The 26,348-nt window shown below is 37.8% G+C and carries 26 protein-coding genes and 4 tRNA genes; 19 read left to right on the top strand and 11 right to left on the bottom strand.

Going from position 1 to position 26,348, the window contains the following annotated elements; translation table 11 throughout:
• Positions 1-127 precede the first annotated feature (127 nt).
• Positions 128-1,327 (top strand): NO-inducible flavohemoprotein, encoded by a 1,200-nt coding sequence (hmpA, locus tag FBR08_RS00470; RefSeq protein WP_158960495.1) that lies wholly within the window; start codon positions 128-130, stop codon positions 1,325-1,327.
• 49 nt (positions 1,328-1,376) lie between these two features.
• On the opposite strand, the gene FBR08_RS00465 is transcribed toward hmpA, so the two are convergent.
• Complete coding sequence (locus FBR08_RS00465; protein WP_158960492.1) at positions 1,377-1,799, bottom strand: PH domain-containing protein; 423 nt, start codon at positions 1,797-1,799, stop codon at positions 1,377-1,379.
• Between the two features lie 206 nt (positions 1,800-2,005).
• Here FBR08_RS00465 and FBR08_RS00460 point away from each other — a divergent pair, with 206 nt between their 5' ends.
• The 4 genes from FBR08_RS00460 to FBR08_RS00445 all read left to right on the top strand — a co-directional run bounded on the left by FBR08_RS00460 (position 2,006) and on the right by FBR08_RS00445 (position 5,940).
• Positions 2,006-3,286 (top strand): serine hydroxymethyltransferase, encoded by a 1,281-nt coding sequence (locus FBR08_RS00460; RefSeq protein WP_158960489.1) that lies wholly within the window; start codon positions 2,006-2,008, stop codon positions 3,284-3,286.
• Between the two features lie 271 nt (positions 3,287-3,557).
• A complete protein-coding gene (locus tag FBR08_RS00455; RefSeq protein WP_158960486.1) occupies positions 3,558-4,706 on the top strand; it encodes a DegT/DnrJ/EryC1/StrS family aminotransferase in 1,149 nt (382 codons plus the stop codon).
• A gap of 19 nt (positions 4,707-4,725) precedes the next feature.
• Positions 4,726-5,592 carry a pyridoxal kinase gene (gene pdxY, locus FBR08_RS00450; RefSeq protein WP_233266170.1) on the top strand — a complete coding sequence of 289 codons (867 nt, stop codon included), beginning with the start codon at positions 4,726-4,728 and terminating at the stop codon, positions 5,590-5,592.
• A 278-nt stretch (positions 5,593-5,870) separates the two neighbouring features.
• A tRNA-OTHER gene (locus FBR08_RS00445) sits at positions 5,871-5,940 on the top strand.
• Between the two features lie 64 nt (positions 5,941-6,004).
• Here FBR08_RS00445 and FBR08_RS00440 read toward each other — a convergent pair.
• From FBR08_RS00440 to FBR08_RS00430, 3 genes are all read right to left on the bottom strand, one after another.
• A tRNA-Tyr gene (locus FBR08_RS00440) sits at positions 6,005-6,085 on the bottom strand.
• 42 nt (positions 6,086-6,127) lie between these two features.
• Positions 6,128-6,208: transfer RNA gene (locus FBR08_RS00435), tRNA-Tyr, on the bottom strand.
• A gap of 50 nt (positions 6,209-6,258) precedes the next feature.
• Positions 6,259-6,339, bottom strand: a tRNA-Tyr gene (locus tag FBR08_RS00430).
• 356 nt (positions 6,340-6,695) lie between these two features.
• Between FBR08_RS00430 and FBR08_RS16810 the strand changes: the two genes are divergently transcribed.
• Positions 6,696-6,947 carry a GrpB family protein gene (locus FBR08_RS16810; protein ID WP_233266169.1) on the top strand — a complete coding sequence of 84 codons (252 nt, stop codon included), beginning with the start codon at positions 6,696-6,698 and terminating at the stop codon, positions 6,945-6,947.
• A gap of 139 nt (positions 6,948-7,086) precedes the next feature.
• Positions 7,087-7,929, top strand: coding sequence for a GNAT family N-acetyltransferase (locus FBR08_RS00420; RefSeq protein ID WP_158960483.1), 843 nt, complete (start codon positions 7,087-7,089; stop codon positions 7,927-7,929).
• A gap of 26 nt (positions 7,930-7,955) precedes the next feature.
• On the opposite strand, the gene FBR08_RS00415 is transcribed toward FBR08_RS00420, so the two are convergent.
• Together FBR08_RS00415 and FBR08_RS00410 are read right to left on the bottom strand one after the other, a co-directional pair.
• Positions 7,956-8,513 carry a GNAT family N-acetyltransferase gene (locus FBR08_RS00415; protein ID WP_158960480.1) on the bottom strand — a complete coding sequence of 186 codons (558 nt, stop codon included), beginning with the start codon at positions 8,511-8,513 and terminating at the stop codon, positions 7,956-7,958.
• Positions 8,514-9,145: 632 nt separating this feature from the next.
• A complete protein-coding gene (locus tag FBR08_RS00410) occupies positions 9,146-9,937 on the bottom strand; it encodes a carbon-nitrogen hydrolase family protein (RefSeq protein ID WP_158960476.1) in 792 nt (263 codons plus the stop codon).
• Positions 9,938-10,257: 320 nt separating this feature from the next.
• Here FBR08_RS00410 and FBR08_RS00405 point away from each other — a divergent pair, with 320 nt between their 5' ends.
• On the top strand, positions 10,258-10,914 hold the full coding sequence (locus FBR08_RS00405) for a DNA-binding response regulator (protein WP_158960474.1): 657 nt from the start codon (positions 10,258-10,260) through the stop codon (positions 10,912-10,914).
• A 251-nt stretch (positions 10,915-11,165) separates the two neighbouring features.
• Here the strand turns inward: FBR08_RS00405 and FBR08_RS00400 are convergent, their stop codons facing one another.
• Both FBR08_RS00400 and FBR08_RS00395 read right to left on the bottom strand, forming a co-directional pair.
• A complete protein-coding gene (locus FBR08_RS00400) occupies positions 11,166-13,058 on the bottom strand; it encodes a tetratricopeptide repeat-containing sensor histidine kinase (RefSeq protein ID WP_233266168.1) in 1,893 nt (630 codons plus the stop codon).
• A gap of 187 nt (positions 13,059-13,245) precedes the next feature.
• The gene (locus tag FBR08_RS00395) at positions 13,246-13,557 is read right to left on the bottom strand and encodes a hypothetical protein (RefSeq protein ID WP_158960468.1); all 312 of its coding nucleotides are present in this window, start codon (positions 13,555-13,557) and stop codon (positions 13,246-13,248) included.
• A gap of 192 nt (positions 13,558-13,749) precedes the next feature.
• On the opposite strand from FBR08_RS00395, the gene FBR08_RS00390 reads away from it, so the two are divergent.
• The 3 genes from FBR08_RS00390 to FBR08_RS00380 all read left to right on the top strand — a co-directional run bounded on the left by FBR08_RS00390 (position 13,750) and on the right by FBR08_RS00380 (position 15,396).
• The gene (locus tag FBR08_RS00390) at positions 13,750-14,394 is read left to right on the top strand and encodes a response regulator (protein WP_158960465.1); all 645 of its coding nucleotides are present in this window, start codon (positions 13,750-13,752) and stop codon (positions 14,392-14,394) included.
• Positions 14,395-14,474: 80 nt separating this feature from the next.
• Positions 14,475-14,804 carry a DMT family transporter gene (locus tag FBR08_RS00385; RefSeq protein WP_158960462.1) on the top strand — a complete coding sequence of 110 codons (330 nt, stop codon included), beginning with the start codon at positions 14,475-14,477 and terminating at the stop codon, positions 14,802-14,804.
• A 97-nt stretch (positions 14,805-14,901) separates the two neighbouring features.
• Positions 14,902-15,396, top strand: a complete 495-nt coding sequence (locus FBR08_RS00380; RefSeq protein ID WP_233266167.1) for an META domain-containing protein — start codon at positions 14,902-14,904, stop codon at positions 15,394-15,396.
• 72 nt (positions 15,397-15,468) lie between these two features.
• Here the strand turns inward: FBR08_RS00380 and FBR08_RS00375 are convergent, their stop codons facing one another.
• Positions 15,469-16,929 (bottom strand): TonB-dependent receptor, encoded by a 1,461-nt coding sequence (locus FBR08_RS00375; RefSeq protein WP_158960457.1) that lies wholly within the window; start codon positions 16,927-16,929, stop codon positions 15,469-15,471.
• A gap of 83 nt (positions 16,930-17,012) precedes the next feature.
• Between FBR08_RS00375 and FBR08_RS00370 the strand changes: the two genes are divergently transcribed.
• From FBR08_RS00370 to FBR08_RS00360, 3 genes are read left to right on the top strand one after another with little or no spacing between them, the layout of a single operon-like run.
• The gene (locus FBR08_RS00370) at positions 17,013-17,780 is read left to right on the top strand and encodes an MBL fold metallo-hydrolase (protein ID WP_158960453.1); all 768 of its coding nucleotides are present in this window, start codon (positions 17,013-17,015) and stop codon (positions 17,778-17,780) included.
• Positions 17,781-17,782: 2 nt separating this feature from the next.
• Positions 17,783-18,277 carry a hydrolase gene (locus FBR08_RS00365; RefSeq protein ID WP_158960450.1) on the top strand — a complete coding sequence of 165 codons (495 nt, stop codon included), beginning with the start codon at positions 17,783-17,785 and terminating at the stop codon, positions 18,275-18,277.
• Between the two features lie 10 nt (positions 18,278-18,287).
• A complete protein-coding gene (locus FBR08_RS00360; protein WP_158960447.1) occupies positions 18,288-18,824 on the top strand; it encodes a hypothetical protein in 537 nt (178 codons plus the stop codon).
• 213 nt (positions 18,825-19,037) lie between these two features.
• Here the strand turns inward: FBR08_RS00360 and FBR08_RS00355 are convergent, their stop codons facing one another.
• Complete coding sequence (locus tag FBR08_RS00355) at positions 19,038-19,823, bottom strand: enhanced serine sensitivity protein SseB (protein WP_233266166.1); 786 nt, start codon at positions 19,821-19,823, stop codon at positions 19,038-19,040.
• A gap of 162 nt (positions 19,824-19,985) precedes the next feature.
• On the opposite strand from FBR08_RS00355, the gene FBR08_RS00350 reads away from it, so the two are divergent.
• A complete protein-coding gene (locus FBR08_RS00350) occupies positions 19,986-20,852 on the top strand; it encodes a hydroxymethylglutaryl-CoA lyase (RefSeq protein ID WP_158960444.1) in 867 nt (288 codons plus the stop codon).
• Positions 20,853-20,910: 58 nt separating this feature from the next.
• Complete coding sequence (gene guaB / locus FBR08_RS00345; protein ID WP_158960441.1) at positions 20,911-22,383, top strand: IMP dehydrogenase; 1,473 nt, start codon at positions 20,911-20,913, stop codon at positions 22,381-22,383.
• A gap of 156 nt (positions 22,384-22,539) precedes the next feature.
• Here guaB and FBR08_RS00340 read toward each other — a convergent pair whose 3' ends face one another.
• Positions 22,540-23,121, bottom strand: a complete 582-nt coding sequence (locus tag FBR08_RS00340) for a hypothetical protein (RefSeq protein ID WP_233266165.1) — start codon at positions 23,119-23,121, stop codon at positions 22,540-22,542.
• A 110-nt stretch (positions 23,122-23,231) separates the two neighbouring features.
• Here FBR08_RS00340 and FBR08_RS00335 point away from each other — a divergent pair, with 110 nt between their 5' ends.
• The 3 genes from FBR08_RS00335 to FBR08_RS00325 all read left to right on the top strand — a co-directional run bounded on the left by FBR08_RS00335 (position 23,232) and on the right by FBR08_RS00325 (position 26,314).
• Positions 23,232-24,080, top strand: a complete 849-nt coding sequence (locus FBR08_RS00335; protein WP_158960439.1) for an alpha/beta hydrolase family protein — start codon at positions 23,232-23,234, stop codon at positions 24,078-24,080.
• A gap of 163 nt (positions 24,081-24,243) precedes the next feature.
• Positions 24,244-25,047: a DNA alkylation repair protein gene (locus FBR08_RS00330; protein ID WP_158960436.1), complete on the top strand. Its 804-nt coding sequence runs from the start codon at positions 24,244-24,246 to the stop codon at positions 25,045-25,047.
• Positions 25,048-25,186: 139 nt separating this feature from the next.
• A complete protein-coding gene (locus FBR08_RS00325; RefSeq protein WP_158960433.1) occupies positions 25,187-26,314 on the top strand; it encodes an FAD-dependent monooxygenase in 1,128 nt (375 codons plus the stop codon).
• Positions 26,315-26,348 lie beyond the last annotated feature (34 nt).

Below are 26,348 nucleotides of genomic sequence, written 5' to 3'. Positions count from 1 at the left end.
CAAGGTTTTATTTGAATAAAAGATATAAAAGTCTTTTATTTGCAAGCAAGCGGATGATTTCTGCTTGTCGTATGAGTAAATAAAAGATAAAAAGCTCTTTTTATCTGAATAATTAAAGAAATAAACCATGACATCAAAACAAAAAGAACTAGTACAAGCTACAGTTCCTATTTTACGCGAACACGGCCTGGTACTAACCAAACATTTTTACCAACGCATGTTTCAACACAATCCGGAGTTACAACATGTTTTTAATCGAGGAAATCAACAAAATGACAAACAACAAACGGCACTAGCGATGGCTGTGTTGGCCTATGCAGAACACATTGAAGATCCGAGTGTTTTATTTCCAGTCGTTGACTCCATCGGGCATAAACATACGAGTTTGGATATACGAGCGGAACATTACACCATTGTAGGAAAGCATCTTATTGCTTCAATTCAAGAGGTATTGGGCGAGTTGGCTACCACAGATTTACTAGAAGCTTGGGCAATCGCTTATCAAGAATTAGCAGATTTAATGAGCGGTCACGAGCAAAATATCTACAATCAAAAAGTAAGTGAAAAAGGAGGATGGACGGGTTGGAGACCTTTTATAGTAAAGGAGAAAGTAGTAGAATCGAGTGAAATCACTTCTTTTTATCTTTATCCAGCGGATCAGGGGCCTATTGCTGATTTCACACCAGGGCAATACCTGAGTTTGCGTATGTTTTTACCTGAGTTGAATCTCTTACAGCCTAGACAATATAGTATTTCATGTGCACCTAATGGGGAGTACTATCGCATTTCTGTAAAGAGAGAAAGTGGAAGTCAACACCCAGACGGTTTGATTAGCAATCGCCTCCATCAAGTCGTACAAGTAGGAGATCTTGTCGACCTTTCCTCTCCATCGGGCGTGTTTGTTTTGCAAGATAGCCCGAAGAAAACAAAAGTGTTTATCAGCGGGGGAATTGGACAAACACCGCTATTGTCGATGTTAGAATCACTGGTGCAACAGGAGGAAACACCTACTATTAAATGGGTGCACGGGTGTAGAAATTTAGACGTCCACGCCTTTAAGCAACAGCTGTCAGCAGTAGAAGAGAAAACAAGGAATCTGACTCAACACATTTTTTATGATACTGTAGAGGTTCCAGCAACAAATACGTATGCAGGATGGGTTGAATTGGCCCAGATTGAAGCGGATATTGTATCGCACGAAGCGGAATACTATATCTGTGGCCCTCGTGGGTTCATAGCGAAGCACTATCAGTATTTAGTAGATCGACAGATTGATAAAGGATCTATTTTCTTTGAAGAATTTGGACCTGCTTCCTTGCAGTTGTAAAGCGAATAAACACAAGAATCCCTTTGACTTTATAGGTTAAAGGGATTTTTTATTTTTTTCTCTCAATATAAATCAAATCAGGATGTATCTTTTGTAAGGTAGTTATAAAGTCTTTTTTGTCTTTAGGTGAAAGTAAAATACTATCATAAGTATTAAAGTGAACTTCCAATCGGTCCATTGATAAAGCAGGTGCACTTAGCAGACTGTTTGATTCTTCTATTTTTCGAATGCTACTGATGGCTAGGGTTTGATTTACTATAAAACTACTTCTAATACGCAGTGTTTGCGCTACAGTGTCAATTTCATAATAGGTGCGTATATACAAATCGCCTATAAAAAAAGCGGTCAAAAGAAGCACAAGGCTAATAATCCATTCGGGTGAGAAAAAAGCCGCTACAAGGCATCCTATTCCTGTCGCACCAAGGCATACAGCCAAAAGGAGAGCTATTTTACTTCTGTATTTTATTTTCATAGGGACTAAAAAGAAGGAATAAGCCCAAATGTAAGTCAATTTTAACAAAGTAGGAAGGCTATTTTCAGTGTATTATCTGGACTACCATTAATTCTAAAACTGAGTTGTCTTAATACCCCATCTAAGGTCTACTTTTGTGCTCGAATAAAGTAAAAACCTTTGTTGAGGTTTGACAAATAGTTTAACTACAATTTAATTCAACGAGCATGAACAACTACAACAACAAACTTTTATTTGAATTGATTCAAAGAGAAGAAACAAGACAACGTGAATCATTAGAGCTAATTGCGTCAGAAAATTTTGTCAGCAATGAGGTACTAAGGGCTAATGGTTCTATTTTAACGAATAAATATGCAGAAGGCTATCCGAGCAGGAGGTATTATGGCGGTTGCGAATATGTAGATTTAGTGGAGAATATGGCTATTGAAAGTATCAAAGCTATTTTTGGCGCTACCTATGCCAACGTCCAACCCCATTCGGGATCTCAAGCCAATTTTGCTGTTTTAGCCGCTTGTTTAAATCCAGGGGATAAGATTTTGGGGTTTGATTTGACGCATGGGGGACATTTAACCCATGGATCAGCAGTTAATTTTTCAGGAAAATTGTATCAACCTGTTTTTTATGGCGTTGAGCGAGAAACGGGATATTTAAATTACGATGCTATCCAGGCGATTGCCCTGCAAGAAAAACCCAAAATGATTATTGCGGGTGCCAGTGCGTATTCAAGAGAGATTGACTACAAGCGATTTAGAGCTATTGCCGATAGCGTGCAAGCAATTCTATTAGCGGATATGGCACATCCAGCAGGATTAATTGCCAAAGGGTTGTTGAGTGACCCTGTGGCTCATTGTCATATCGTTACGACAACGACGCATAAAACGCTTCGAGGACCTCGTGGTGGCATTATTTTGATGGGAAAAGATTTTGAAAATCCATTGCAAGTTAAGAATGCAAAAGGTGAAATTAGAAGGATGTCATCCCTTCTAGATTCTTCTGTATTTCCTGGTAATCAAGGAGGCCCTTTGATGCATACCATTGCAGCGAAAGCAGTTGCTTTTAATGAGATTTTAACGGATAATTTCACCACCTATGCACAGCAAATTCAAAAGAATAGCCGTGCAATGGCGGATGCATTTTTAGAAAAAGGGTATGCGCTGGCATCGGGTGGAACAGATAATCATTTGATGCTGGTTGACTTGAGCAGCAAAGGCATTACAGGTAAAGAAGCTGAACTTGTATTAGAACAGGCGGGAATTACCCTGAATAAGAACATGATTCCCTACGATCAAGCATCATCCGCTGTCACTTCTGGAATTCGAGTAGGTACACCTGCCATTACAACTCGAGGCTTGGTGCAAAAAGACATGTACACCATTGTTGAATTCATTCACGAAGTATTAAAAAATAAAGATAACGCGTTAAAACACCGTCAAATAAAAGAGGAGGTTCGTCGCATGATGCAAGAGTACCCCATGTTTGCACAATAGACTCCTTCTTTTTAAAAGCGAAATTAATCTGATTTGGTATGTAATGTGCCTCGCGACAAGTGTTGCGAGGTTTTTTTATGAAAAAAGAATACGCAGGTTTGAAAGGGATAATTAGATCATCTGGACTATAAGAAAGTTTAAAACTGGCGTAGAATACTGATCCAAATAGCTCTTATTTTTGTGCGTATAAACGAAACAAAACCAAAAGATAGTTCAGTTATAAGGCTGACAATCCTGGACAATTAATACAAACGTATATACAACCTTCAATATGAATACAATACAAATGGTTGACCTTAAAAGGCAGTACCAAAACATTCAAACGGAGATCGATGCAGCTATCAAAGATGTAATAGAGCGTGCCGCATTTATCAATGGTCCTGTTGTTAAGGAGTTTACAGATAAATTAGCGTCTTATACCAAAGCAAAACACGTCATTCCCTGTGGTAATGGTACAGATGCCTTGCAAATTGCTTTAATGGCTTTGGATTTACAACCAGGAGATGAGGTGATCACGCCTTCATTTACGTTTATCGCTACCGTGGAGGTCGTTGCCTTGCTGGGATTAACTCCCGTATTTGTTGATGTTGACCCGGATACATTTACTGTGAATCTTGAAAGTTTACAACAAGCTATTACGCCAAAAACAAAAGTGATTATTCCCGTGCATTTGTATGGGCAGTGTTCCAATATGGAGCCAATTATGGAGTTAGCTCAAGCAAATAATATTGCAGTGATTGAAGATAATGCGCAAAGTATAGGGGGGCATTATGTAGGGCAGCATGGCATTCATAAAACAGGAACCATGGGAACGATAAGTAGTATCTCTTTCTTTCCTTCTAAAAATCTAGGTGCTTATGGTGATGGGGGAGTAATTATGACAAATTCGGATGAACTAGCAGCAAAAATGATAAAAATTTGCAATCACGGTTCCGAGAAGCGTTACTATCACGAAATAGTAGGCGTAAATAGTCGTTTAGATAGTATGCAAGCAGCAATTTTGAATGTAAAATTGAAGTATTTGGATCAATATTGTGATAAAAGAAGAGCAGTAGCAGCGTATTATAACCGTATCTTGGCCAATCATGTCAATATAATCACCCCGTTTGAGCCACCGTATAGTCATCATGTATATCACCAATATACGTTGATCCTTGAGGGAGTAGATCGAGACTTAGTGCATCAAGGTTTGGCTCAAAGAGGAGTGCCGAGTATGATCTATTATCCCGTTCCTTGTCACCAACAAGAAATGTTTCAAAATTTACAAGATCGAACGTATCATCTACCGCATACAGAATATTTGGTTTCAAGGGTACTTTCGTTGCCCATTCACACTGAATTAACCGAGGAAGAAATGGCGTTTATTGCGATTCAACTGTTAGAGGTTATAGAGGAAGTAAAACAAAAATCGTACATTTAATTGGTTCAAAATTAGCCGTATGGGCTATTTAAATCATCCTATTGAAATGGAAATAAAGAATAAAAAGACGATCGTTATCCACAGTAAAGTTGCCTATGGCTATGTAGGGAGTAATACCACTTCGTTGGTGTTGCAATTAGCAGGACATGATGTGATTTCAGTTCCTACGGTAGTGTTGTCTAATCGATATGGTCTGCCGACAGTAGGAGGGGGACTCCTGCCTCGTGATTTGTTTCAAGCCGTATTGGATGGTATTTTGGCCTTAGAAATATTAGATGAGGTTTCCACCATTGTAACAGGATATATTGGCTCGGCAGAATTGGTGGAAATAACAGCTCAATTCATTTCAACAATAAAAGCGCATCATCCTGACATTGTCTATGTATGTGATCCCGTGATGGGAGATCAACCTCAGGGACTCTATGTAAAAGAGGAAGTACCGCAGGCGTTACTTACACATTTAATTCCGCTCGCAGATGTATTGACGCCTAATCAATTTGAGATGGAAACCATTTTAAAGCAGAAGATTACAACCTATGAGGAACTAAAAACAAGCATACAACAACATCCTGTGTTGCATTCAAAAGATATTTTGGTCACAGGTTGTCGATTTACAACAGTAAACGACCAATCTTTGCATATTATCGTAAAACAACAAGCGCAATATGAGTTAATTGCTATTGATTATGTACCTGTTGATCCACCAGGTACAGGTGAGCTGTTTGCTGCTTTGGTATTGGTTTTAAAGTATGGAAAATACGAGGACTATAAAGACTGTGCGAAGCAAGCAAGTCAGTTAATTCAACGTGTATTGCGTCGTATCCTAAAAGAAGGAAGAAGTGAATTTGATTTAAGTGATATATTGGCCGTGCAGTCAGAAATGTAGCGATGCAGGGCTATGCATCCGTATAGTATAAAAATAAACAAGAGGATAATTGCCATTCGCCCGTACAGCTTTGGAAATCAATAAAATATTTTGTATATTGAATGGTGAACGGTTAACGGTTAACGGTTCACGGTTAACAGTTCACGGTTAACAGTTCACGGTTAACAGTAAACTGTAAACTGTACACTGTAAACTGTACACTGTAAACTGTACACTGTACACTGTAAACTGTACACTGTAAACTGTAAACTGTACACTGTAAACTGTAAACGAAACCAGGTTCCGTGGCCGATTGGGAGGCCTGATTACGCAATAATCAGTAGATTGGTTCGAATCCAGTCGGAACCTCAAGATGGTTAACTGTAAACAAAAAAAGCCTTTCAATGAAAATTGAAAGGCTTTTTTTTCGGTGTGGGGAGAGCAGGATTCGAACCTGCGAAGGTTACCCAACGGATTTACAGTCCGTCCTCGTTGGCCGCTTGAGTATCTCCCCCTCCTTATATTGTTATAACTAAAATAGCATATGTATGTTTTGTGGGGAGAGCAGGATTCGAACCTGCGAAGGTTACCCAACGGATTTACAGTCCGTCCTCGTTGGCCGCTTGAGTATCTCCCCTTCCGGTATTTTTTATTTTAGTATAACAATAATGTATAAGATCGTTTATGTGGGGAGAGCAGGATTCGAACCTGCGAAGGTTACCCAACGGATTTACAGTCCGTCCTCGTTGGCCGCTTGAGTATCTCCCCTTCAGCGTATGCCTCAGTTCTGTAGTAGAACGGTGCAAAGATAGCGCTGTTTTATTAATCTGCAAGTGAATTGACTCTTTTTTTTACGAGCACTTGCTTCTATAAGCATTAACTATTTGGTTATAAAAAACTAAGCCTTTATTTTTTTTTGTAATCTTTTTTTATAAAAAAAGAAATCACGTTAAAAACGAGTCTTTTAAGACCTTTTTCAACAGAGTGAAGCAGGAATAGATTCGAGTTTGAAAATGAAGAAAAGCAATGTAAAAAAGGTGATAAGAACTGCGTTTGTCATTTTGTGTATTTACCCCGCTTATAGATTAAACACAAATGGAAACAAATTGTATCCACTTTTTTTGATGTTTTATCTATTTTTGCTAGGAACACAACTAGATGAAAGGAATGATCTAAATAGTAGATCTACGATAGGGCCTTTTGAAAATGAATATCCTCAAGGAAAAGAACAATTTGAAACCATAAAAAGTGGATTAGCCCTTTGTTTGCAAGAGTTCAATCCTTTGATTGGGCATATGGGCAGTACTGCTGTGAAAGGTTGGGCAGCAAAACTGAATCTCAATATCAAGGTAGGGATCCACAACGAAGGTGAATGAGGGCAAGCACTAAAAGAACAGCTGCTACTGTAACAGGGGAAATCGGAGAATGACTATAATGAGGGAAAGGGTCAATTGGTCAAAAGAGAGGAGCAAAATGCTTTGTGTTGGTATAAAGAAAATAAAGAAAAATGTCGTTATGAGAATAATAGAATTAAGTCAAGTAGATAAAAAGGAAATTGTCCAAGTGTTAAATGCATCCTTTGCGGACTATATTATTCCTTTACAGTTGAATGTAGAGCAGTTGGAAATGAAAATTACAGCAGAAAATATTCAACTCAATCTTTCTGTAGGTGTTTTAGATCAAGGTAAATTAGTTGGATTTATGCTCCATGCACTAAATCCAGTTGATGGCAAATTAACGGCTTACAACGCAGCTACTGGTGTGATTCCCTCGCATCGTGGACAAGGATTAGTGGCTAAGATGTATGATTGGTTATTGGAACAACTAGCGCCTTTACAAGTAGAACAATTGGTATTGGAAGTAATCGAAGGAAATAATTCCGCTATTCGCGCTTACGAAAAGATGGGATACCACAAAGCGAGAAAATTAATTTGCTTTGAAGGAGAAACAGTAGTAACAAACCAACAAGATACCGTTGACATCAAAGAATTAGCGGACTATAATTGGCCAGTATTTACGCAGTTTTGGGCTATACAACCCGCTTGGCAAAATGCGATTGCAGCTTTAGAGAATAGCAAGAGTCGCTGTCGTATTTTGGGTGCCTATAAAGCAGAGCAACTAGTTGGTTATCTCATTTTTAATCCAACGTCAAAACGCGTGTTGCAATTAGCTGTAGATGCAAATCAGAGAAGACAAGGAATCGCAACCCAACTCATTCAAGCTATGCAACAAATAACGGCCTCCAAGGCCTTGTATGTGTACAATATTGATGATGCGTCAGTAGAATTAGCTGCCTTTTTTAGTCAATTGAAATTAACAAGCGATTTAGCTCAATTCGAAATGAAAAGAACTAGGTAATATATAGCGAGGTGAATTTGTAGGGGTTAGTTGGGTTGATACTCTCTTTGTAAAAGAGAAAAAATTTCAGCATCTACAAATTCTTCTTTTTCATAAAAGTAATCGCGTAAAACACCCTCGGATTGCAATCCTACTTTTTCGAGTAATTTGCGAGAGGAACGATTAGTTGGATGGATGAATGCTTCAATGCGATGTAATTCAAAGGCCTCAAAACCAAAGGGAATAATTGCTTGTATCGCTTCCGTCATTATGCCTTTTTGCCAAAAATCGGGGTGTAGTTCATAACCAATTTCTGCGCGTGCATTTTCGTTTGAGAAGTTGTGAAACCCACAAGTGCCAATCAATCGATCAGGTCTTTCTTGTAGGGTAATGGCCCAACGAATTGCGTTGTCTTCCTGATAGCGCTCTTGCCAAGCCAAGAGTAATTCATGTGCCTCTTGAATGGATTCAAAGGTCGGTAAATCGTAAAATTCCGTAACCTCGTCTCTAGAAAAATAATCAAATAAAGCAGGAGCATCTGTAAAATGAAGGGCTCTCAATATTAATCGATCCGTTTGTAAGGTTGGGAATTCTTTGAAAAACATGAAATGAATGGAATTAAATTTAAAAAAGTAAAAGTAAGAAATAAAAAGGAAGAGGCACACAGGAGCTACTTTTTCTGCTAGAGTAGAAGATTATTGGTTGAGTCAACGAAGGAACAAGCTTGCTGGTTTTGAATCTCAAGATTTTTGTTTGTCCTCCAAAATAATTATCTTCAAGGTCAATTAAACAATACAAAGGCCAATCTGAAAGTTTAAAATCGAAAGTCTATTTCCGGAAAATATTTTTACTAAACCTAGGTAACCCCTTGTGGTTATTGAGATTCGTCTTATGAGTCATTACATCTTCATTATGTTTTTGTTTTATCTTGGTTTTGTGTTTGTTCGGTAAAAAGCCCTAAAACCAAGCAAACCCAAAGCAAACACCGAATAAACCCAAAGGGAACTGTAAACTTTCTTTTATTTTTCGGATAAACGTAGGGGGGAATGGCAATTCGCTCAATAACGTGAAATTTTGTTTCAAATGACAATCATACGCATCAAAAAGCACTTCATAAACAAAAAATAAAACAGCCTAAGGTTAAAAAGCGTTTTACAATGCGCCAAATCTTAAATGAAATAAGAAAAGCGGATTGTATGTAAAAAGTAAGAAGGTGATTTTTTGGGACACCCTCTTTCTATAGATTAATGGTGTATTTGTTGTGTTCCGATTGAAAGTCTTTTGTAATTAAACGGCCAAAATCGGGATGGTTTACCTCATTAAGGTCTATGTCAATCAAAGTTAAGCTTTCTGTATTTGTAGCTTTAGCAATCACTTTGCCATCGGGATTTGCAATTTGACTTTCGCCTCGATAAGATTCTAGTTCACCTTCAAAATATTCTTCGCCAATGCGATTACAACTGATGTAAAAACATTGGTTTTCCAATGCTCGAATGGGAATGATAGTTGGGGTAACTGGACCACCAAAACAAGAAGAGTGGCAAATGACCTCTACTTCTTGTCGTTTGAGCATAGCCGTGTGTTGCGCAAACCAACAATCAAAGCAAATAGTCAGCCCAATTTTCGCTTGTGAACTTTGATAGACAATAGCAGTATCACCAGGATGAAAAATGCGCTTTTCATAATCGGGTAAGTGAATTTTTCGATAGGAGGCAACTAAACCTTCTGCGCAGACTAAAATAGAGGTGTTGTATAAAATACCACCTTCAATTTCCGGTATCGTGCCTGATATCATGCCATTGCCCGTTTCTGCCAATAGACGCGCGAGAAATTGAACCGTTGTGCTGTTGTTCAAATCTTCAACAAAAGGCAAAATTTCCTCTTTGGTATCCATGGCATAACCTGTGGTAAAAAATTCAGGTAAAACCAGTAAATCAAAGGTTTCATTTTTAACTTTAGTCGCGATATAATCTAAATTCGCTTGAATATCTCGCCAAATAACGGCATATTGAAAAAAACCTACTCTCATACACAGGTGTATTGTTGAAACAATTTATTTTAATCAAAGGTAAACAAGATAAAAAATAAAGCCTATTATTTGGTTTTATTTGTCCGGATTGGTTGTCTTGATTGATGGTTCGAAGGACGATAACAGGAATGGATACTTTTAGGATAGTTTGTGAAAATGTTGGTATACTAGGGGGTAAAATTGCAAAAAAATCAAATTATTTTTTGTTTGAACACTACATTTTGAGAATATTTTATTATCAATCCAAGGGGAGATGGTGGTTAGTGTAAAAAAATGTTTAATTTTGATTTAAAATTTTCTTATCCAAAATTATCAATAGTATGAATTTATATAACCCTGTATTTCTAGTAATTGATGATCATCCTATGATTTTGACTAGTTATATACGTTTGCTTCGAGAAAATTTTTTAGAAAGTACTTTCTACGCTAGTGAATCTATTCCAAAAGCATTGGAGTATATAGATGAATTACCGAATATTGACATGTTAATTATCGATTATAATTTAGCGAAAAACTTCGATATCCACTTGCGTATCTCCGATGGACAAAAATTAGCCTTGTATGCGCAAAGTAAATTTCCAAAAGCGAAAATCATCATGATTACAGGACACGAAGAGGCTTTGTTGATTTACAGTATCCACAAAAAAGTAAGACCTGATGGCTTGTTGATGAAGGCTGATGTAACAGATGAGTTGTTGATAGAAACGATTCGCCAATGCATGATTGGGCAAGTTGTTTATAGTCAAGGAGTAAAGAATGTGTTGAGTTTATTGGCAAAACGTCAGTTGATGCAGCAAGAACAATATATAGAAATTTTGATGCTACTGGACAAAGGATACAAGGTGCAAGAGATTTGTGAAATCGTATTCAAGAGTCAAAGTACAGTTCAGCGTATGCTAACGACGATGAAAAAGGAGTTCGAAGTAAATGATTTATCTGAGCTTCTCAAACAAGTGAAGTTACAAGGTTTCATCTAATTTTAAGAAATGGAAACGCTTTTTTTATTAAAAATGAATACTCAACTTTCATTTTTGTTAAAAAAAGAGGGGGAAGCTTTGAATAGAGCTGCCTTATACCTACTTTAGTTCGTGATAAAATCATACAGCGCATTTGTTAGGGGCTTTGGAGTGTATATAAATACACGCAAAGTAAACAAATGAAAGAAAAATGAATGAGTATCTATTGATTAATTTAGGTGAATAGGGATTGGTTGTGGGGACACCAATCCCTATTTTGCTTTTGAGAGGATTACCTCTAATATTGTTCCTTTTTTTGAGGAAGAATTAATCGTTAGAATAGCATTCATTTGATTTACGCGGTATTGAATGTTTTTCAAACCAATGCCTTTTTTTACTTCGCTAACTTTAAAACCAATGCCGTTATCCTGAATTTTAATATGGTAATTGGCTGTAGACTCAACAATAGAAATAATGGCTCTAGTTGCTTGTGCGTGTTTAATGATATTTTGAATCGATTCTTGAATAATGCGGTAAATATTCATCTTTGTTTCGTAATCAAAGGTGCTCCAATCGAAGTTGCGTGCAATTAACAAGGTAAACGCATGCTGTTCAGAGGAATTCTTCTCTACGAGATGCTCTAGAACAGGAGTAAAGCTACCTAAGTTCAGACTTTGGTCTTGCAAGTTGTGTGAAATTCGGCGAATCTGCTGTTGAGCTTCTTCTATTTCAGAAGCAATGACTAGGCGATGTTCGGGTTTACAATCGTTAGATAACATTAAGCGAATGTTAAACAAGGTATTAATGATGCCATCGTGTAGCTCCGTACTAATGCGCGTTCTTTCATCGAGCAGGGTTTTTTTGGCAATTTCTTCTTGTTGTAAAATTAATTTGTAAATTAATTCACGATCGTTTTGTTGGTGTTGTTTGAACAAAAGGCGCTTTTGAATCATTTTTTGCTTGAATACAATGTAAATTAAAACCGATAAAAGCACCCCAAAAAGCGAAAGAATACTAAATAAGGTAAGGCGCTGGGACAGCAATTCATTTCTTGCTTCTAGCTGAGCTGTTTCAAATTCAATACGGGCAAATTTAGTCCTGTTTTCAATTTGTAACGTCTTTAAACTATCGTTGATCTCATAGTAACGTTGGGCATATGCTTTTGCATTTTGGTGATCGTATAAGCTGAGGTACCTCAAATTGGTTAAGGCGGTGTTACGCGCTTTGAGTTGTTCGGAGTTTTTAAACCCCTTTTTCCAATAGGCGATAGCTTGTACAGTGTCTTTCTTTGCTAAATACAGTTCTCCAAAACGACTATAACTCGAAATGAGTCCTTGAGGATTATGAAGACTGTCTCGTATTGAAAAAGCCTCAAAAACCAATTGTTCTGCCTTGGTTAACTGGTTGGTTTTAATGTAGGTAAAGGCCAGGTTGTTGAGTAGCATGGCATGGTAATTAGAGTGCTTTAAACTAGTGTTTAAAAGAGTTAGGCCTTCTAAAAATGTTTTTTCTGCCTTGTCGTATTCTCTCAGACTATTATACAAATAGCCAATATTATTGTAAATTCCTAGTTTTGAATACGTATTGTTTTCTTTTGTGTTTAAAGAGTTAATCAGTTCTAACGCCTTCTGGTTATAGAGGATAGCCTCTTCTTTTTGAGAGTTTTGATCTAAAATTCCAGCAACAGTAGAATAGGCTTCGATGAGTAGTTTTTTATCGTTGTAGTGACTCAAGTTCTTAAGTGCATTAAAAGCTTCTACTTCCGCCTGATTAAACAACCCTTCTTCAAATAAAATGATGGCCATTGATTTGCGCATCATACCGATGTGCAAGGTATCCTTTTGAACTTGGTAAAATTTTACAGCATACGAATAGGAGGCATACGCACTGTCTAACTTGACAACATCTTCGTAGTAGTCTCCTAAATAGTAGTAAGACTTGGCTATGTGAGCGGTGTCTTTATCTTTCTTGGCTAAGTCTAATACGTGTTTGCTAATGCGTAGATATAAATCAATATGTTTGATGTTATAGGCTGTATTGGCCGTTTCAAATAGCAGCTCTCGATGTAGAGGGGTATTGTTGGTTTGAGCTAAATGCTCAAAGATAGAGTCTAAAACATGCTGTTTTTCATAGGTTGGTAGGCTGTCTTCTTCTATGGTTGCCAATCGAGTCGAAATGTCCGAATGTTGTTGCGTAAAAGGGCGATCAGTGCAACTGATGAAAAATAAAAAAAGCAAAATATAACAAAATCTGTATCGCATAGGAAGAAGGAAATGAATACAAATAAACTAAAAAAAAAACAATCCCCATGCTGTTTGGACAGAAAGGGGATTGTTTGCGTTCGTATTTGATTTACTTTCTCTTGTCTTTTAAAATTGCGATATCGCCATTTTCTTGTGCACTAGAAGAACTGTTGATGATCTTTCTTTTGTCTTTTAGAATTGCAATATCACCATTGTCCGCTGATTTACTTGTGTTTTCTGGTGGAGTAGGAATACTGTCTGTTGGACTAAGCATAGCACTAGAATCGGAACTATTCATTTTATTGAAGCTCGTATTCTGTTGTTTGTTACCTGTTGCTTCTGTTGGCATATTGTCTGTTGAACATGAAGCAAAGGCCAATAAAGCTAAAATTGATACGGAGGTAAGGATTGTTTTTTTCATATGTTTTAAAATAATATTTATTTTTTGATATTTAAAATAAAAAAGGGTTAAATTGAATGTATATTTAATGTTTTTAAATCATTAAAATTCTTTTTTGGGATAAAATCCAAAAATTGTTTAACAAACATATTTATATTTTACGTTCGATAAGTACAGTAAAAGTATACAATATGTTAAAATTAGAAAAGTATTTTGAGTTTTACTTTATTGATTATTGATGATCATCAAATGATTGTCGATTGGTATACAAACGTCTTGCGGCAAGTTTTTCAGGAGGCTACCCTTTTGAGCGCTACTTCTATTACAGAGGGAATTGCTCATGTTGATCATTGTACCACATTAGATTTGGTGTTGGTCGATTATAATTTGGGAAAGGCAGATACAGGAAAAAATATTGCCAATGGGGTTGAATTGGTCAATTATATCAAGCAAAAATTTTCTAAAGTACAAACTATTTTAGTTACAGGACATGAGGGATCACTTATCTTGTATAGCATTCACAAGAAGATTGTACCTCAAGGGTTATTGCTGAAAACGGATGTCACGGAAGAGTTGCTGAAGCAAGCAGTTCAAGCGGTTCAAAAAGGGGAGCGGTTCTATAGTTTTCACGCCAATGAGGCTTTGAAAGAAATTTACAAGAAAGAGGCACTACTACAAGAGCAAAATGTGCAAATTTTACTACTGCTAGAAAGGGGATTTAAGATTAAAGAAATTAGCGAAGTATTATTTTTGAGTGAGAGCGCTGTAAATAAGCGAATTGCCGGATTGAAGCAGGTGTTTGATGTAGTGGATAATGGAGGATTGGTAAAAAAAGTCAAAGAAGAAGGGTTTGTCTAATAGCAATCTTTTGCAATAAATTCTTATCATAGGATAAAAAAAAATAAAATTTATAATTCGACTTTCGCAAAAAAAATAGAATGAACTGGATTATCTTAATTATTGGAGGTTTTTTTGAGGTTGGATTTACGTATTGTTTAGGAAAGGCAAACGAAAGTAAAGGAACTGAATCGCTTTGGTGGTATGGAGGCTTTTTATTTGCTCTTGTAATGAGTATGGCTTTGTTAATGAAAGCAACGCAAACACTACCTTTGGGAACTGCTTATGCCGTATGGACGGGAATTGGAGCAGTGGGAACGGTATTAGTTGGAATATTGGTTTTTAAAGATCCTGCAACATTTTGGCGTATTTTCTTTATTGCTACTTTGATAGGATCAATTATCGGTTTAAAAGTAGTATCGACAACATAGGGAATTAATAGCTTTTTGTATTATTTTTGTATTTAATTCTGATTTTGTATGTATCTTTGATAGATAAATACCAATGAAATATTTAAAAATTGCAAAAATGAAAAGAATGAAAGTTTTAACAGCAGCTTTGATGGTCTTGGCCTTAACTGCTTGTAACGAGAAAAAGAGTACAGAAAAAGCACCTGATGCAGCAGAAACACCTGTAGTAGAAACCGCGGTGACAACCAAAATGAACTTAGTTGGAAGTTGGGAGTTAATCGCAATTCACACAGAAGAAACAGCAGGTAAAAGTCTAGAAGAATTATTTCCTGGAAAAAAACCAACCTTGAACTTTGAAGGAGACTCGAGCGTTCACGGTACGGATGGTTGTAATACTATTACAGGGGAGTATGAAAGAAAAGACCAAAACGGAATTTCAATTGGCGATAAACTAGCTGCAACGAGAATGTTTTGCGAAGGTGTAGCTGATGCAGCTTTTACAAAAGGACTGACAGAAGTTGCAAATTATGAAATAACTGAAAGTGCTTTACTTTTCAAAAATGGAGATAAAGTAGTAATGGAGTTTAAGCAAATTACTCCCGTTATTGATTAAGTAGTACAAGAACAAAGAGAAGAAATAAAAAAAGCGACGCTATTTGGCGTCGCTTTTTCGTTTGTATGTGTGTTAACTGAGAACTTCTTGTTTGGTATAACCGAAGAGTTGTTTTTCTTTGATCATACTCGCAATTCCCGCTGGTAGTTTGTCCTCCCAGCCTGGTTCATTGCACTGTAAGGCGCGAAGCACATCCCTTGAAAAGATAGCTAAGTTTTTCGGATCATAATCAGTAATGTCTACGATTTGATTGTTCTTCTTGAAGAATTTATACAGCTCTTTGATGTGTAAATCAACTTTTAGATTGGTTGAATCCAAAATATTCCCTCCTTCATCATGCATTGGATACAAGTAAATCCTCATTTGATTGCGGAACAATTTACCCAAAGCTTCTAGCATGCCCCCCGTTAAGTTGGCGTAGTATTTCTCTTCAAAAATATTGAGCAAACTACTAACTCCCATAGAAAGGGCGATTTTTTCTGAGGTATACTTAGAGAAATAAGCGGTTAACTTATAGTATTCCTGGAAGTTGGAAATCATCACCGTTTGTCCTAAAGAGCAAAGTAAATCTGCGCGATGTAAGAAGTCGTTTTCATCTAGGTTTCCTTCCATTAAGAGATTTGAAAGTGTAATCTCAAAAATAACAGTTGTATCTTGACGTTCTAATTTATTTTCAGCGATAAAAGACTCTAAGCCCTTTTTATACATGTCCATGTTTACTAAGGTAACGGGCCTAAAACTTCCGCGCAAGGCAAGGATGTTTTTGCGGTATAATTCATTGGCTGCCAGTCGACTTTGTCCATCAGGGCCAAACATAACCGCCTCGGTCATCCCGTTCTTAACCAACAACAAGCTCATCAAGCGGTTGTCGATATGGGCAAACAAATGCCCAGTAAGGCTGATGCTGTCTATTTCAATTTGATCGCGATCTAAGTGGTCGTACAAGCAACTAATTAATTTTTTGGGATCATGGTGTTGATAATAAGCACCATAAATAAGGTTAACCCCTAATATTCCCAAGGTTTCTTGTTGTAACTTCGAATCGGTTTCTTTAAATTGAATGTGTAAAACAATTTTACTGTAGGCTTCTTCGGGAGCGGTTTGGAAAATAATACCAACCCATCCATGTCCTTTGTTCTTTTTGGCGTAATCGATGGTTGCTACCGTGTTGGCATAGCTAAAAAAAGTTTTGGTTGGATTCTCTGCACGTGGAATGCGATCTTCAATCTTTTTTGTTTCATAATCCAACATTTTATTCAATCTGCTCTCTGTTACATAGCGTCCATCGTCTTCCACGCTATAGATCGCATCGCTAAATGATTTATCATAAGCAGACATCGCTTTTGCAATAGTTCGCGAAGAACCTCCTGCTCTAAAAAAATGACGCACTGTTTCTTGACCTGCACCTATTTCGGCAAATGTTCCATAAATGTTGTGGTTCATATTGATGCGGAGGGCCTTGTCAGAAATAGCAGGTTGTTGCTCTATAATTCTGTCTCCTTCTAATACTAAATCTTCTGCAAAATATTCCATCTGTAAGCTTTTGAAACAAAGTAACAAATTCTATACAACAAAAAAAAAGATAAAGCGTACTTTTGTATAAAAAGCAATAGGTTTTGGAAATACGATTTTTAGGAACAGGAACTTCTCAGGGAGTGCCGGTGATAGCAATTGATCACCCAGTGGGACAAAGTTTGGATAAGCGCGATTATCGCTTGCGCACTTCCGCATTGATTACTTGGGATGACGTTACGCTGTTGATTGATTGTGGCCCAGATTTTAGACATCAAATGTTACAAGCAAAATGCCAACAGCTTGATGCTATTCTCTTTACTCATGAACACGCGGATCACATTGCGGGTTTAGATGAAATTCGCCCATTGACCTTTTTGCATGGTCCCATGCCTATTTACGCCTCAGAAAGGGTGATGAACGCTTTAGAAAGGCGCTATGAGTATATTTTTACCACAGAAAATCGCTACCCCGGTGCCCCAAGTGTACAGGAACACATCGTCGAACCCGATCAAGTATTTTACGTCAAAGGAAAACCAATTATTCCCTTGTCCATCCAGCATGGAGATTTGCCCATTTTTGGCTTCCGATTCGATACCCTGGTTTATATCACAGATGCCAAATTTATTGCCGAAAGGGAGGTGGAAAAAATAAAAGGATGTAATATTCTAGTGATTAATGCCCTGCGCATCAAAGAACATCCTACGCATTTTAACCTAGATGAAGCCCTCGCTTTTATTGAAAAAATCAATCCCCGTCATGCATACCTAATTCATATTTCTCAAGATTTGGGTTTTTGTGCAGAAGTGGAAAAGATATTGCCAAAAAATGTATCTTTGGCCTACGATGAACAACAAATAAAATTACCATAAGCATGAGACATAAAGTCTTTTTTTACCTTTTCGTTTTTTCAATACTCATCATCGCGCTTTTGTATAATACCAATCGCAATATGATGAAATCTGAAGAAAAGAAAATTGAAATAGCCCACAAACGCATTGAGATTGTTCGAGATTCTCTGAAGCTAGTATCAAAAGAATTAAGTGATGCTAAGTATTTCTCTTTGGGATATAACGACGATGCACAAGAGTATTTTAACTACAAAACACTGGATCAAGATGTCGATAAAATTCGAGAGGAAATCCTAGCGTTGAATCACCTAGAAACAGGAAATCCCCTGGTTCCGTATGGAGCAATGAATGACCAAAAATGCGTGATCAATAAAGTCCAATTTATTAATCACAGATGGATTATTGCGGATTTTTATGCTGGAGCTATTCACGGTGAAGTATTGATAAAGTATTTTTACAATCCAGATCAACCTACTAATTTTACTACAATAGAAACTGTTTTGTATTCAACCCAATAAAGAAATCAAGATGAGACAAATTGGACTAGTACTAAGTGTATTTTTATCTATTAGTTTAGTTTCTTGTGATTTTATTCTCAAGGATAAAAATGCTACTTCAGAACAAGATAAGGTAGTAACTACAGATGGGGGTACTACGGTTGTCGGTGAAGAGGATGGTTTTGGATGCGCCTATACTGCTGGTTATCGCTATAGCTATCTCCTGGCAGATTGTATTCGCGTATTTGAACAAGGATTTCGATTAAACCCAATTGAAGAGGAGGGTGTTTTAGAAAATAACCTAGAAAATAACGAGGTGAGTTGTTTTGTTCTGCTTGCTAAGAGTGGAGAAGAAGCTGAGATTTTCTTGCCACAGCAGGAGAAAAGTATCGTATTAGCAGGAGATAAAACAAAATCAATCTACTCTAAAGAAGGATGGCAACTAAGTATAGAAAAGGGCATGGTGTTGAAATACAAAGATGAAATCAAATTCACAGCAGCAAAGACAATTGACTTACAATTGATACACCCGGATCAAGTGATCGAAGGAGCTGAAGAGCTTTTCTAATCGATGAGCGAAAGAAGAGAGGTGCGTTTGTAAAAGACGCGTCTATCAGTCAAAATACAAGAAAAAACGGAAGCAAGAGTCTCTTGCTTCCGTTTTTTTTATAAGGTCATTGAACGCTGGAGATGGAAAACAACGCGGCTGATGCCATCATGCACAATGGCGTGAATGTCGTTGTCAAGCACTTGGTGTCAATGCTGCTTCTTAGGTTTTCACTTACTTGGTGTAAAAAGGATGCTCTTGGGTGTAAAAATAATCGCTGAAATTCCCGTTTTTTTCAAGGCGAATAATGTCAATGTATTCTTCTTTTTTTAGATGAGGTTTGCATAAATTAGAAATTACATCGGCAATTTCTTTAAACTCAGCCCCACTTTTAGTGTCACATTCAACGGCAAAAATATAGTGCGCTTTTTGGTCTATTTGCGCATTGAAAATCCAACCCAGATAGGCAGAGGAAATCGAGGGAATAGACGAAAAAGTCGTTTTTAAATCCGCCAGTAATGCAGTGGGTTCAGTTTCTGGTTTTCCGATAAGTACTTGCATGTGAATGTGAGCAACATCGTCTTGGATGACATTGAAAATAGATCCATTGAGCATGTCTGCTACTTCGTTGGGAACAAGTTCTTTATATACTTTCGAAAACGGATTTACAAGAATGGTATGCCCCATAGCTAGTTCCAAAAATGCGCGTCCATTGACTTGCATATAGCTCATTTCCTCTTGAATTATCCCCTGGTCATAGATGTGTTTAGGATCGGTAAAAACAGGAATTTGTTGATTTTCAAACGTGATAATTGGCGCATTTGCATTAAAACTATTGGCTTCATTGTTGTCGTTATAGCCTTTTTTTACTAGAACGTAAATATCTCTTTTTAGAAATTTCTCATAAAAAACAGCGCGATATTCTTTGGTTGTTCCCGCTTTCTCTATAAGATCTGCTAAAGATAAGTTTTTGTTTATCGAAGTTTTCGTTGATTGAGTCATAGTTTTTGTTTTGTCCATCAAACTTACAATTTATTCCACTGTGTTTATTTAAAATATTCTTAAAGATTCTAGCGGGTTTAGGTCATCATAAGTGGAGGCAGAAGGGGCATTAGGAGGCGTTATTTTAATTCTTGCATTTGGTTTTGAGAATTTAGGGCTTTCTTTTATCTTTGGAGCACTATGAAGCCAACAGTAAAAATTATAGAATGCCCACGCGATGCAATGCAAGGCATTAAGATGTTTATACCGACAGAAAAGAAAGTGCAATATATACAAGCGCTATTGCGCGTTGGATTTGATACCCTTGATTTCGGTAGTTTTGTGTCTGCAAAAGCGATTCCTCAAATGGTTGATACAACGGAAGTCTTGGCTCAGTTAGATTTGAGTAAGACGCAAAGTAAGTTGTTGGCTATTGTGGCCAATACAAGAGGAGCAGAAGAAGCCGCACAGCACAAAGAAATACAGTATTTGGGTTTTCCATTTTCTATTTCTGAAAACTTTCAGATGCGCAATACCCATAAGACCATTGCGGAGTCGTTGATCACGTTACAAGAAATATTAGAAATAGCGAATAAGTCCAATAAAGAAGTGGTTGCCTATCTCTCCATGGGATTTGGAAACCCCTATGGCGATCCGTGGAATGTGGATATCGTTGGGGCATGGACGGAGCGATTGACAAAGATGGGGGTGAGCATTCTTTCCTTGTCAGATACCGTGGGAAGTTCAACACCAGAAGTCATTGATTATTTGTATAGTAATTTAATTCCTGCTTATCCCACAATTGAATTCGGTGCGCATTTACACACAACGCCAGACTCGTGGTTTGAAAAGATCGATGCGGCCTACAAAGCGGGTTGTTTGCGTTATGATGGAGCAATAAAAGGATATGGAGGGTGTCCTATGGCAAAAGATGATCTAACAGGAAATATGCCAACAGAAAAAATGTTGAGCTATTTTACTGCTAATAAGATAGATACCAATTTAAGTGCCATGTCTTTTGAAAGCGCCTACAACGAAGCGTTAAAAGTTTTTAATTTTTATCACTAGGATTTTTTTTGCTGAATAAAAAAAACTAAATTTGCGTGCAATTCAACTACAATTGCACATGAAAGCACACACGACAAAAATCATCGGTCAAGGATTAACTTACGATGATGTTCTTTTAGTTCCAAATTATTCGGAAGTATTACCACGTGAGGTAAGTTTAAAAACAAATTTTTCAAGAAATATTACGCTAAATGTTCCTATTGTATCTGCGGCGATGGATACCGTAACGGAAAGCGAAATGGCTATTGCTATTGCTCGTGAAGGAGGAATTGGAGTAATCCATAAAAATATGACGATTGAAGAGCAAGCGAAAGAAGTTCGAAAAGTAAAAAGAGCAGAATCGGGTATGATTATCGATCCGGTTACTTTACCTTTAACAGCTACCGTAGGCGATGCAAAGAAAGCCATGGCGGAGTATAGCATTGGAGGTATTCCTGTTGTGGACGAGAACGGCGTTTTAAAAGGAATTATTACCAATAGAGATATGCGTTTTGAGAAAGAAAATGCAAAACCTATTACGGAAGTAATGACCAAAGAAAACTTAGTTACTGCAGCAGAAGGAACTACTTTAGAACAAGCAGAAGGTATTCTACAAGAAAATAAAATTGAAAAATTACCGGTAGTTAATGCGAATTTCAAATTAGTAGGACTAATTACATTCAGAGACATTACTAAGTTAACCTTGAAGCCTAACGCAAATAAAGATCAATTTGGTCGTTTACGCGTAGCAGCAGCTTTAGGTGTTACACATGATACAGTGGAACGTGCAACGGCTTTAGTAAAAGCAGGTGTTGATGCGTTGATTATCGATACAGCTCACGGACATACACAAGGGGTTGTTGGGGTATTGAAAGAAGTGAAAGCAGCATTTCCAGAAATCGATGTGGTTGTGGGTAATATTGCAACACCAGAAGCTGCACTATACTTAGTAGAAGCAGGTGCTGATGCGGTGAAAGTAGGAATTGGACCTGGTTCAATCTGTACCACACGCGTTGTAGCAGGTGTTGGATTTCCTCAATTCTCAGCCATTATGGAAGTTGCAGCTGCATTAAAAGGAACGGGAGTTCCTGTAATTGGAGATGGTGGTTTGCGTTATACTGGAGATATTCCAAAAGCAATTGGCGCTGGTGCTGACTGTGTGATGTTGGGATCGATGTTAGCAGGAACAAAAGAATCACCAGGTGAAACAATTATCTTTGAAGGAAGAAAGTTCAAAGCATACCGCGGAATGGGATCTGTTGCTGCCATGAAACAAGGGTCAAAAGATCGTTACTTCCAAGATGTAGAGGATGATGTGAAAAAATTAGTTCCAGAAGGAATTGAAGGTCGCGTTCCTTACAAAGGAGAATTGAATGAAAGTATGTTACAATTTATCGGAGGATTACGCGCTGGTATGGGATACTGTGGTGCAAAAGACATTCCTACGTTACAAGAAGTAGCGCGTTTTGTTCAGTTGACTGCTTCAGGTATTGGAGAAAGCCACCCACATAATATTACGATTACTAAATCAGCTCCTAACTATTCAAGATAGGTAGGATAACTTATAAATAAAAAGCTATAACCTTATCGTTATGGCTTTTTTGTGTGCAATAGAAAAACGCCTCCACATGTATTGGAGGCGTTTTTTATTTTGTGAGGTTTGTTTTTTGTGAAGTTGTAAGAGTTAGTCACCGCCTCCCCATTTACTTTACTTCGTATCTTCCTGCAATAGTTTTTGCATCAATTCTTGTTGTTGTTGCATGCTTTCTTGCATCGCTTTCATCATCTCCATTATGTTGCTTTCACCAAAATCAAAATCGTCTTCTTTTGCATCTGAAAAGAAATCACCTGCTGGGTTTGATTTAGTATTACTTGTAGTAGAGGATGTGGGATGCGCTATTTCTAAATACTTATATCCGTCTGCATTTTCGTGAATTTTAACTGCAAAGGGACGAATGCCCTGTGAATTGTATTCGCTCTTCTTTTGAGAAGAACCGCGCTCATCCTTAAATTGGGTTGTCAACCCGATGATTTCATTTTTTGCATTGCGCTTAATGGCTGAAAATTTTAAATGAGCTATTTTTTCCGCATTGATTTCCTTTTGAATCAAGTCCAAATCGCTAGCTGTAGTTTCTTTTGTTATTTCGTAAGCAAAAGTTTTATTTTTTATTGTAACTTGTTCGTTCTCTTGAGCCAGAACCGTTGAGGGCAGGGAAAATAAACTCAAGCTAAGCACAGAAAAGGACAAAATTTGTTTCCAAATGGAACGACTAAGGTTTACTGGTTTCATAAGCTGCTATAATTTGTTAATTAAATTGGTTTGTCCGAGCTAAATTAAAAGATTAATGTTTAAGGTTGCTTTAAAAAATAAGCTATCCTTGTTAAAAATACTCAAAAATTATGACGCAATTACACCACAAAACAACCGTTATTCCCACTGATACTACGGCTGCTATATTAGCGGATTGCTATCAAAATACAAGCCAAGAAAAATCACCGTTGATTATTTTTTGCCATGGGTATAAAGGTTTTAAAGATTGGGGCGCTTGGGATTTGGCGATGCAAACGATGGCGAAAGCAGGTTTTGCGGTCGTGAAATTTAATTTTTCTCATAATGGAACTACCGTTGATCATCCAACGGAATTTACAGATTTAGACGCTTTTGGCAGAAATACCTATACACAAGAGCAACGTGATTTGACAACTGTTATTGATTATTACAGCAGTCAACCTTTTGTAGATGAAACCAAAATATTCTTAATTGGACACAGTAGAGGAGGCGGAGCGGTAATCTTGCAGACGTATTATAATGACAAAGTAACAGGAGCAATCTCCTGGGCCGGTGTTGCCGATTTTAAAAAGCGATTTCCACAGCGCGATAACTTTGAACAATGGAAAAAAGAAGGCGTTTTTTATAGTATGAATGGACGTACCAAGCAACAAATGCCCCATTATTTTACGTTTTGGACAGATTTTGAAGCCAATGAACAAGCGTTGACGATTCAATATGCAGCTCAAAATCTCAGGAAACCCGTTTTAATTATTAATGGTACAGCAGACCAAGCGGTAAGTGTAAAAGAGGCAGAACTCTTGCACCTTTGGATCAAAGAATCTGATTTGTTTATCGTTGAGGGAGCGGATCACGTCTTTGGAGCAAGACACCCTCAGGAGGGAAATCACCTACCCAATGACTTGGCCCTTGTTGTACAAGAAACAATCGCTTTTATTCAGCGAAATATACTACTATAACAAGCCTAGCTTTTGCAGGAAACAAGGAGAATGGATGTCGTATTGATTTTATAGCGATATTTTAGCCTTTATCAACACAAAAAGCATAGGGATAAATTTGTGCGGTATTGTCAGAAAGTGAAAAGATAGTAATCTTTGCCAGTATAATTGAAAGTACAAGCTAATGGAGCAGATAAAAAGAAAAGGATCTAAAACCATACAGGGAATTCCACCTGAAATTTTAGAGCAGTTGAATCAAGGAAAAATAGAAACGGCGAATTTAGTCGAGTGGTTGGCTATTGATCTGGTAAAAATATTGACTTTCGTATTGGATCAATGCAAGAGACCTCAGTATTTAGCCCCTACTTTAAAGGCGCTGGATGCAGTAAAGAAACCGACGATTACCTTGAAAAACGCTACAATAGGACAGACTTTATTGGCTGAAGCAATAAAAGCAGACGATAGGGAACTTTTTCAATTTTTGAGCCAACACCCAGCGGATATGCCGCGTTGTTGGGCGACGTATATGGTTGGAGGAAATGCAAATTGGAGCCCTAGTGAGCAGTTAAATGCAATTCAGGTATTTGCTGCGGATACCCATTTTGGCGTGCGTGAAACGGCTTGGATGGCCGTGCGTCCAACGATTATTGATAATCTTGCCCTTAGTTTGACGGTACTAGAACCTTGGACGTTGCACGTCGATGCGAATATTCGTCGTTTTGCAACGGAATCAACGCGTCCTAGAGGCGTTTGGTGCGCGCATATTGAAGCACTCAAAGCAACACCAGCCTTGGCTTTACCGCTGTTGGAAAATTTGCGCAATGACCCCGTTAAGTACGTTCAGGATAGTGTAGGCAATTGGTTGAATGACGCTAGTAAAACACAACCTGATTTTGTGCGAAACATAGCGGCTACTTGGCTAGAGGAAAGCGATACAAAAGCAACTGCTTATATTGTGAAAAAAGCATTGCGCACGCTAAACGGGTAGAGGAGGTTTGTACCCCATAAAGGGAAAAGCACACCAAAGAGTATCTTCAATCAGCGCGTAAATTGTACGTGGTTTAAGGGTAACCAGCTGTAAAAATCCCTTTATCTTTGAAGGGTAAAACAAAATTAGAAATGACAAGATGCAAGTAGCTATTATTGGTGCAGGAATTGGCGGATTAACCTTGGCAATCGCCCTAAAAAAAGCAGGTATTTCCTTTGTTGTTTATGAAGCAACGGCTCAAATTAAACCTGTAGGTGCGGGAATTGCCATTGCCAATAACGCCATGCAAGTCTATCGTCATTTGGGTATTTCCAGCCAACTGACTAATGCAGGGGTTCGCATTTCCACAGTGATGCTGACTGACATGCAATTACAGGTTTTGGACCAAACATCACTGGCCCGTTTTGAACAAAAATATCAATTGGCCAATATCGCTATTCACCGCAGTGTTTTACATCGCATTTTAGTAGAAGCTGTGGGAGAAGAACACCTGCGGTTGAATAAGCGTTTGCAGAATATTACAAGGGGAGATGACGGAAGGTATGAACTTCGTTTTACAGATGATACAGTGGCGCATCATGAGTTTGTATTTGGGGCAGATGGATTGCGCTCTCAAGTAAGGGAATTGCTGTTTGGCAATCACACCTTGCGCGATGCACATCAAGTGTGTTGGCGCGGGGTAGTCCCTTTTAAGATGCCTGCGGAGTATGAACATGTAGCGGTAGAAAGTTGGGGAAAGGGCAAGCGCTTGGGCTTTGTGAAATTAGCCGATGGTCAGCTGTATTGGTACTTCCTAATAGACGAAGATTTATACTGCGAACATACAACCCTAGCAAACTATTTGGAGGATTGTCCCACTTGGGTAAAGCAAATGATCTTACAAACGCCACCGCAACTTATTCACCGAGATAAATTATACGACCTTACACCTTTTGACACATGGCAGAAAGAAAAAGCCTGTTTGATAGGCGATGCTGCACACGCGACAACACCCAATTTGGGGCAAGGAGCTTGTCAGGCCATAGAAGATGTGTATGTAATCAGTAAACTACTCGAGCACTATTCACTAGAAGAAGCACTGCAACGATATCCGGCTATTCGAAAGAAAAAGGCACATGCTATTGTTCGAGATAGTTGGGCTTTGGGAAAAATAGCACAGTGGCGAAATCCCTTGCTTGTTGTCCTGCGCAATACCGCTTTTCGCCTTTTACCCCCTTGGATGAAAAAAAGACAAATGGAAAAGATGTTCGAATTAGATCGAGTTTAGTTGTACTTCAACGAAAATATAAAAAGTAACCTGT

The organism is Myroides fluvii, assembly GCF_009792295.1.
Taxonomy (GTDB): Bacteria; Bacteroidota; Bacteroidia; order Flavobacteriales; family Flavobacteriaceae; genus Flavobacterium; species Flavobacterium fluvii_A.
This window is presented reverse-complemented; position numbering and strand designations above follow the sequence as displayed.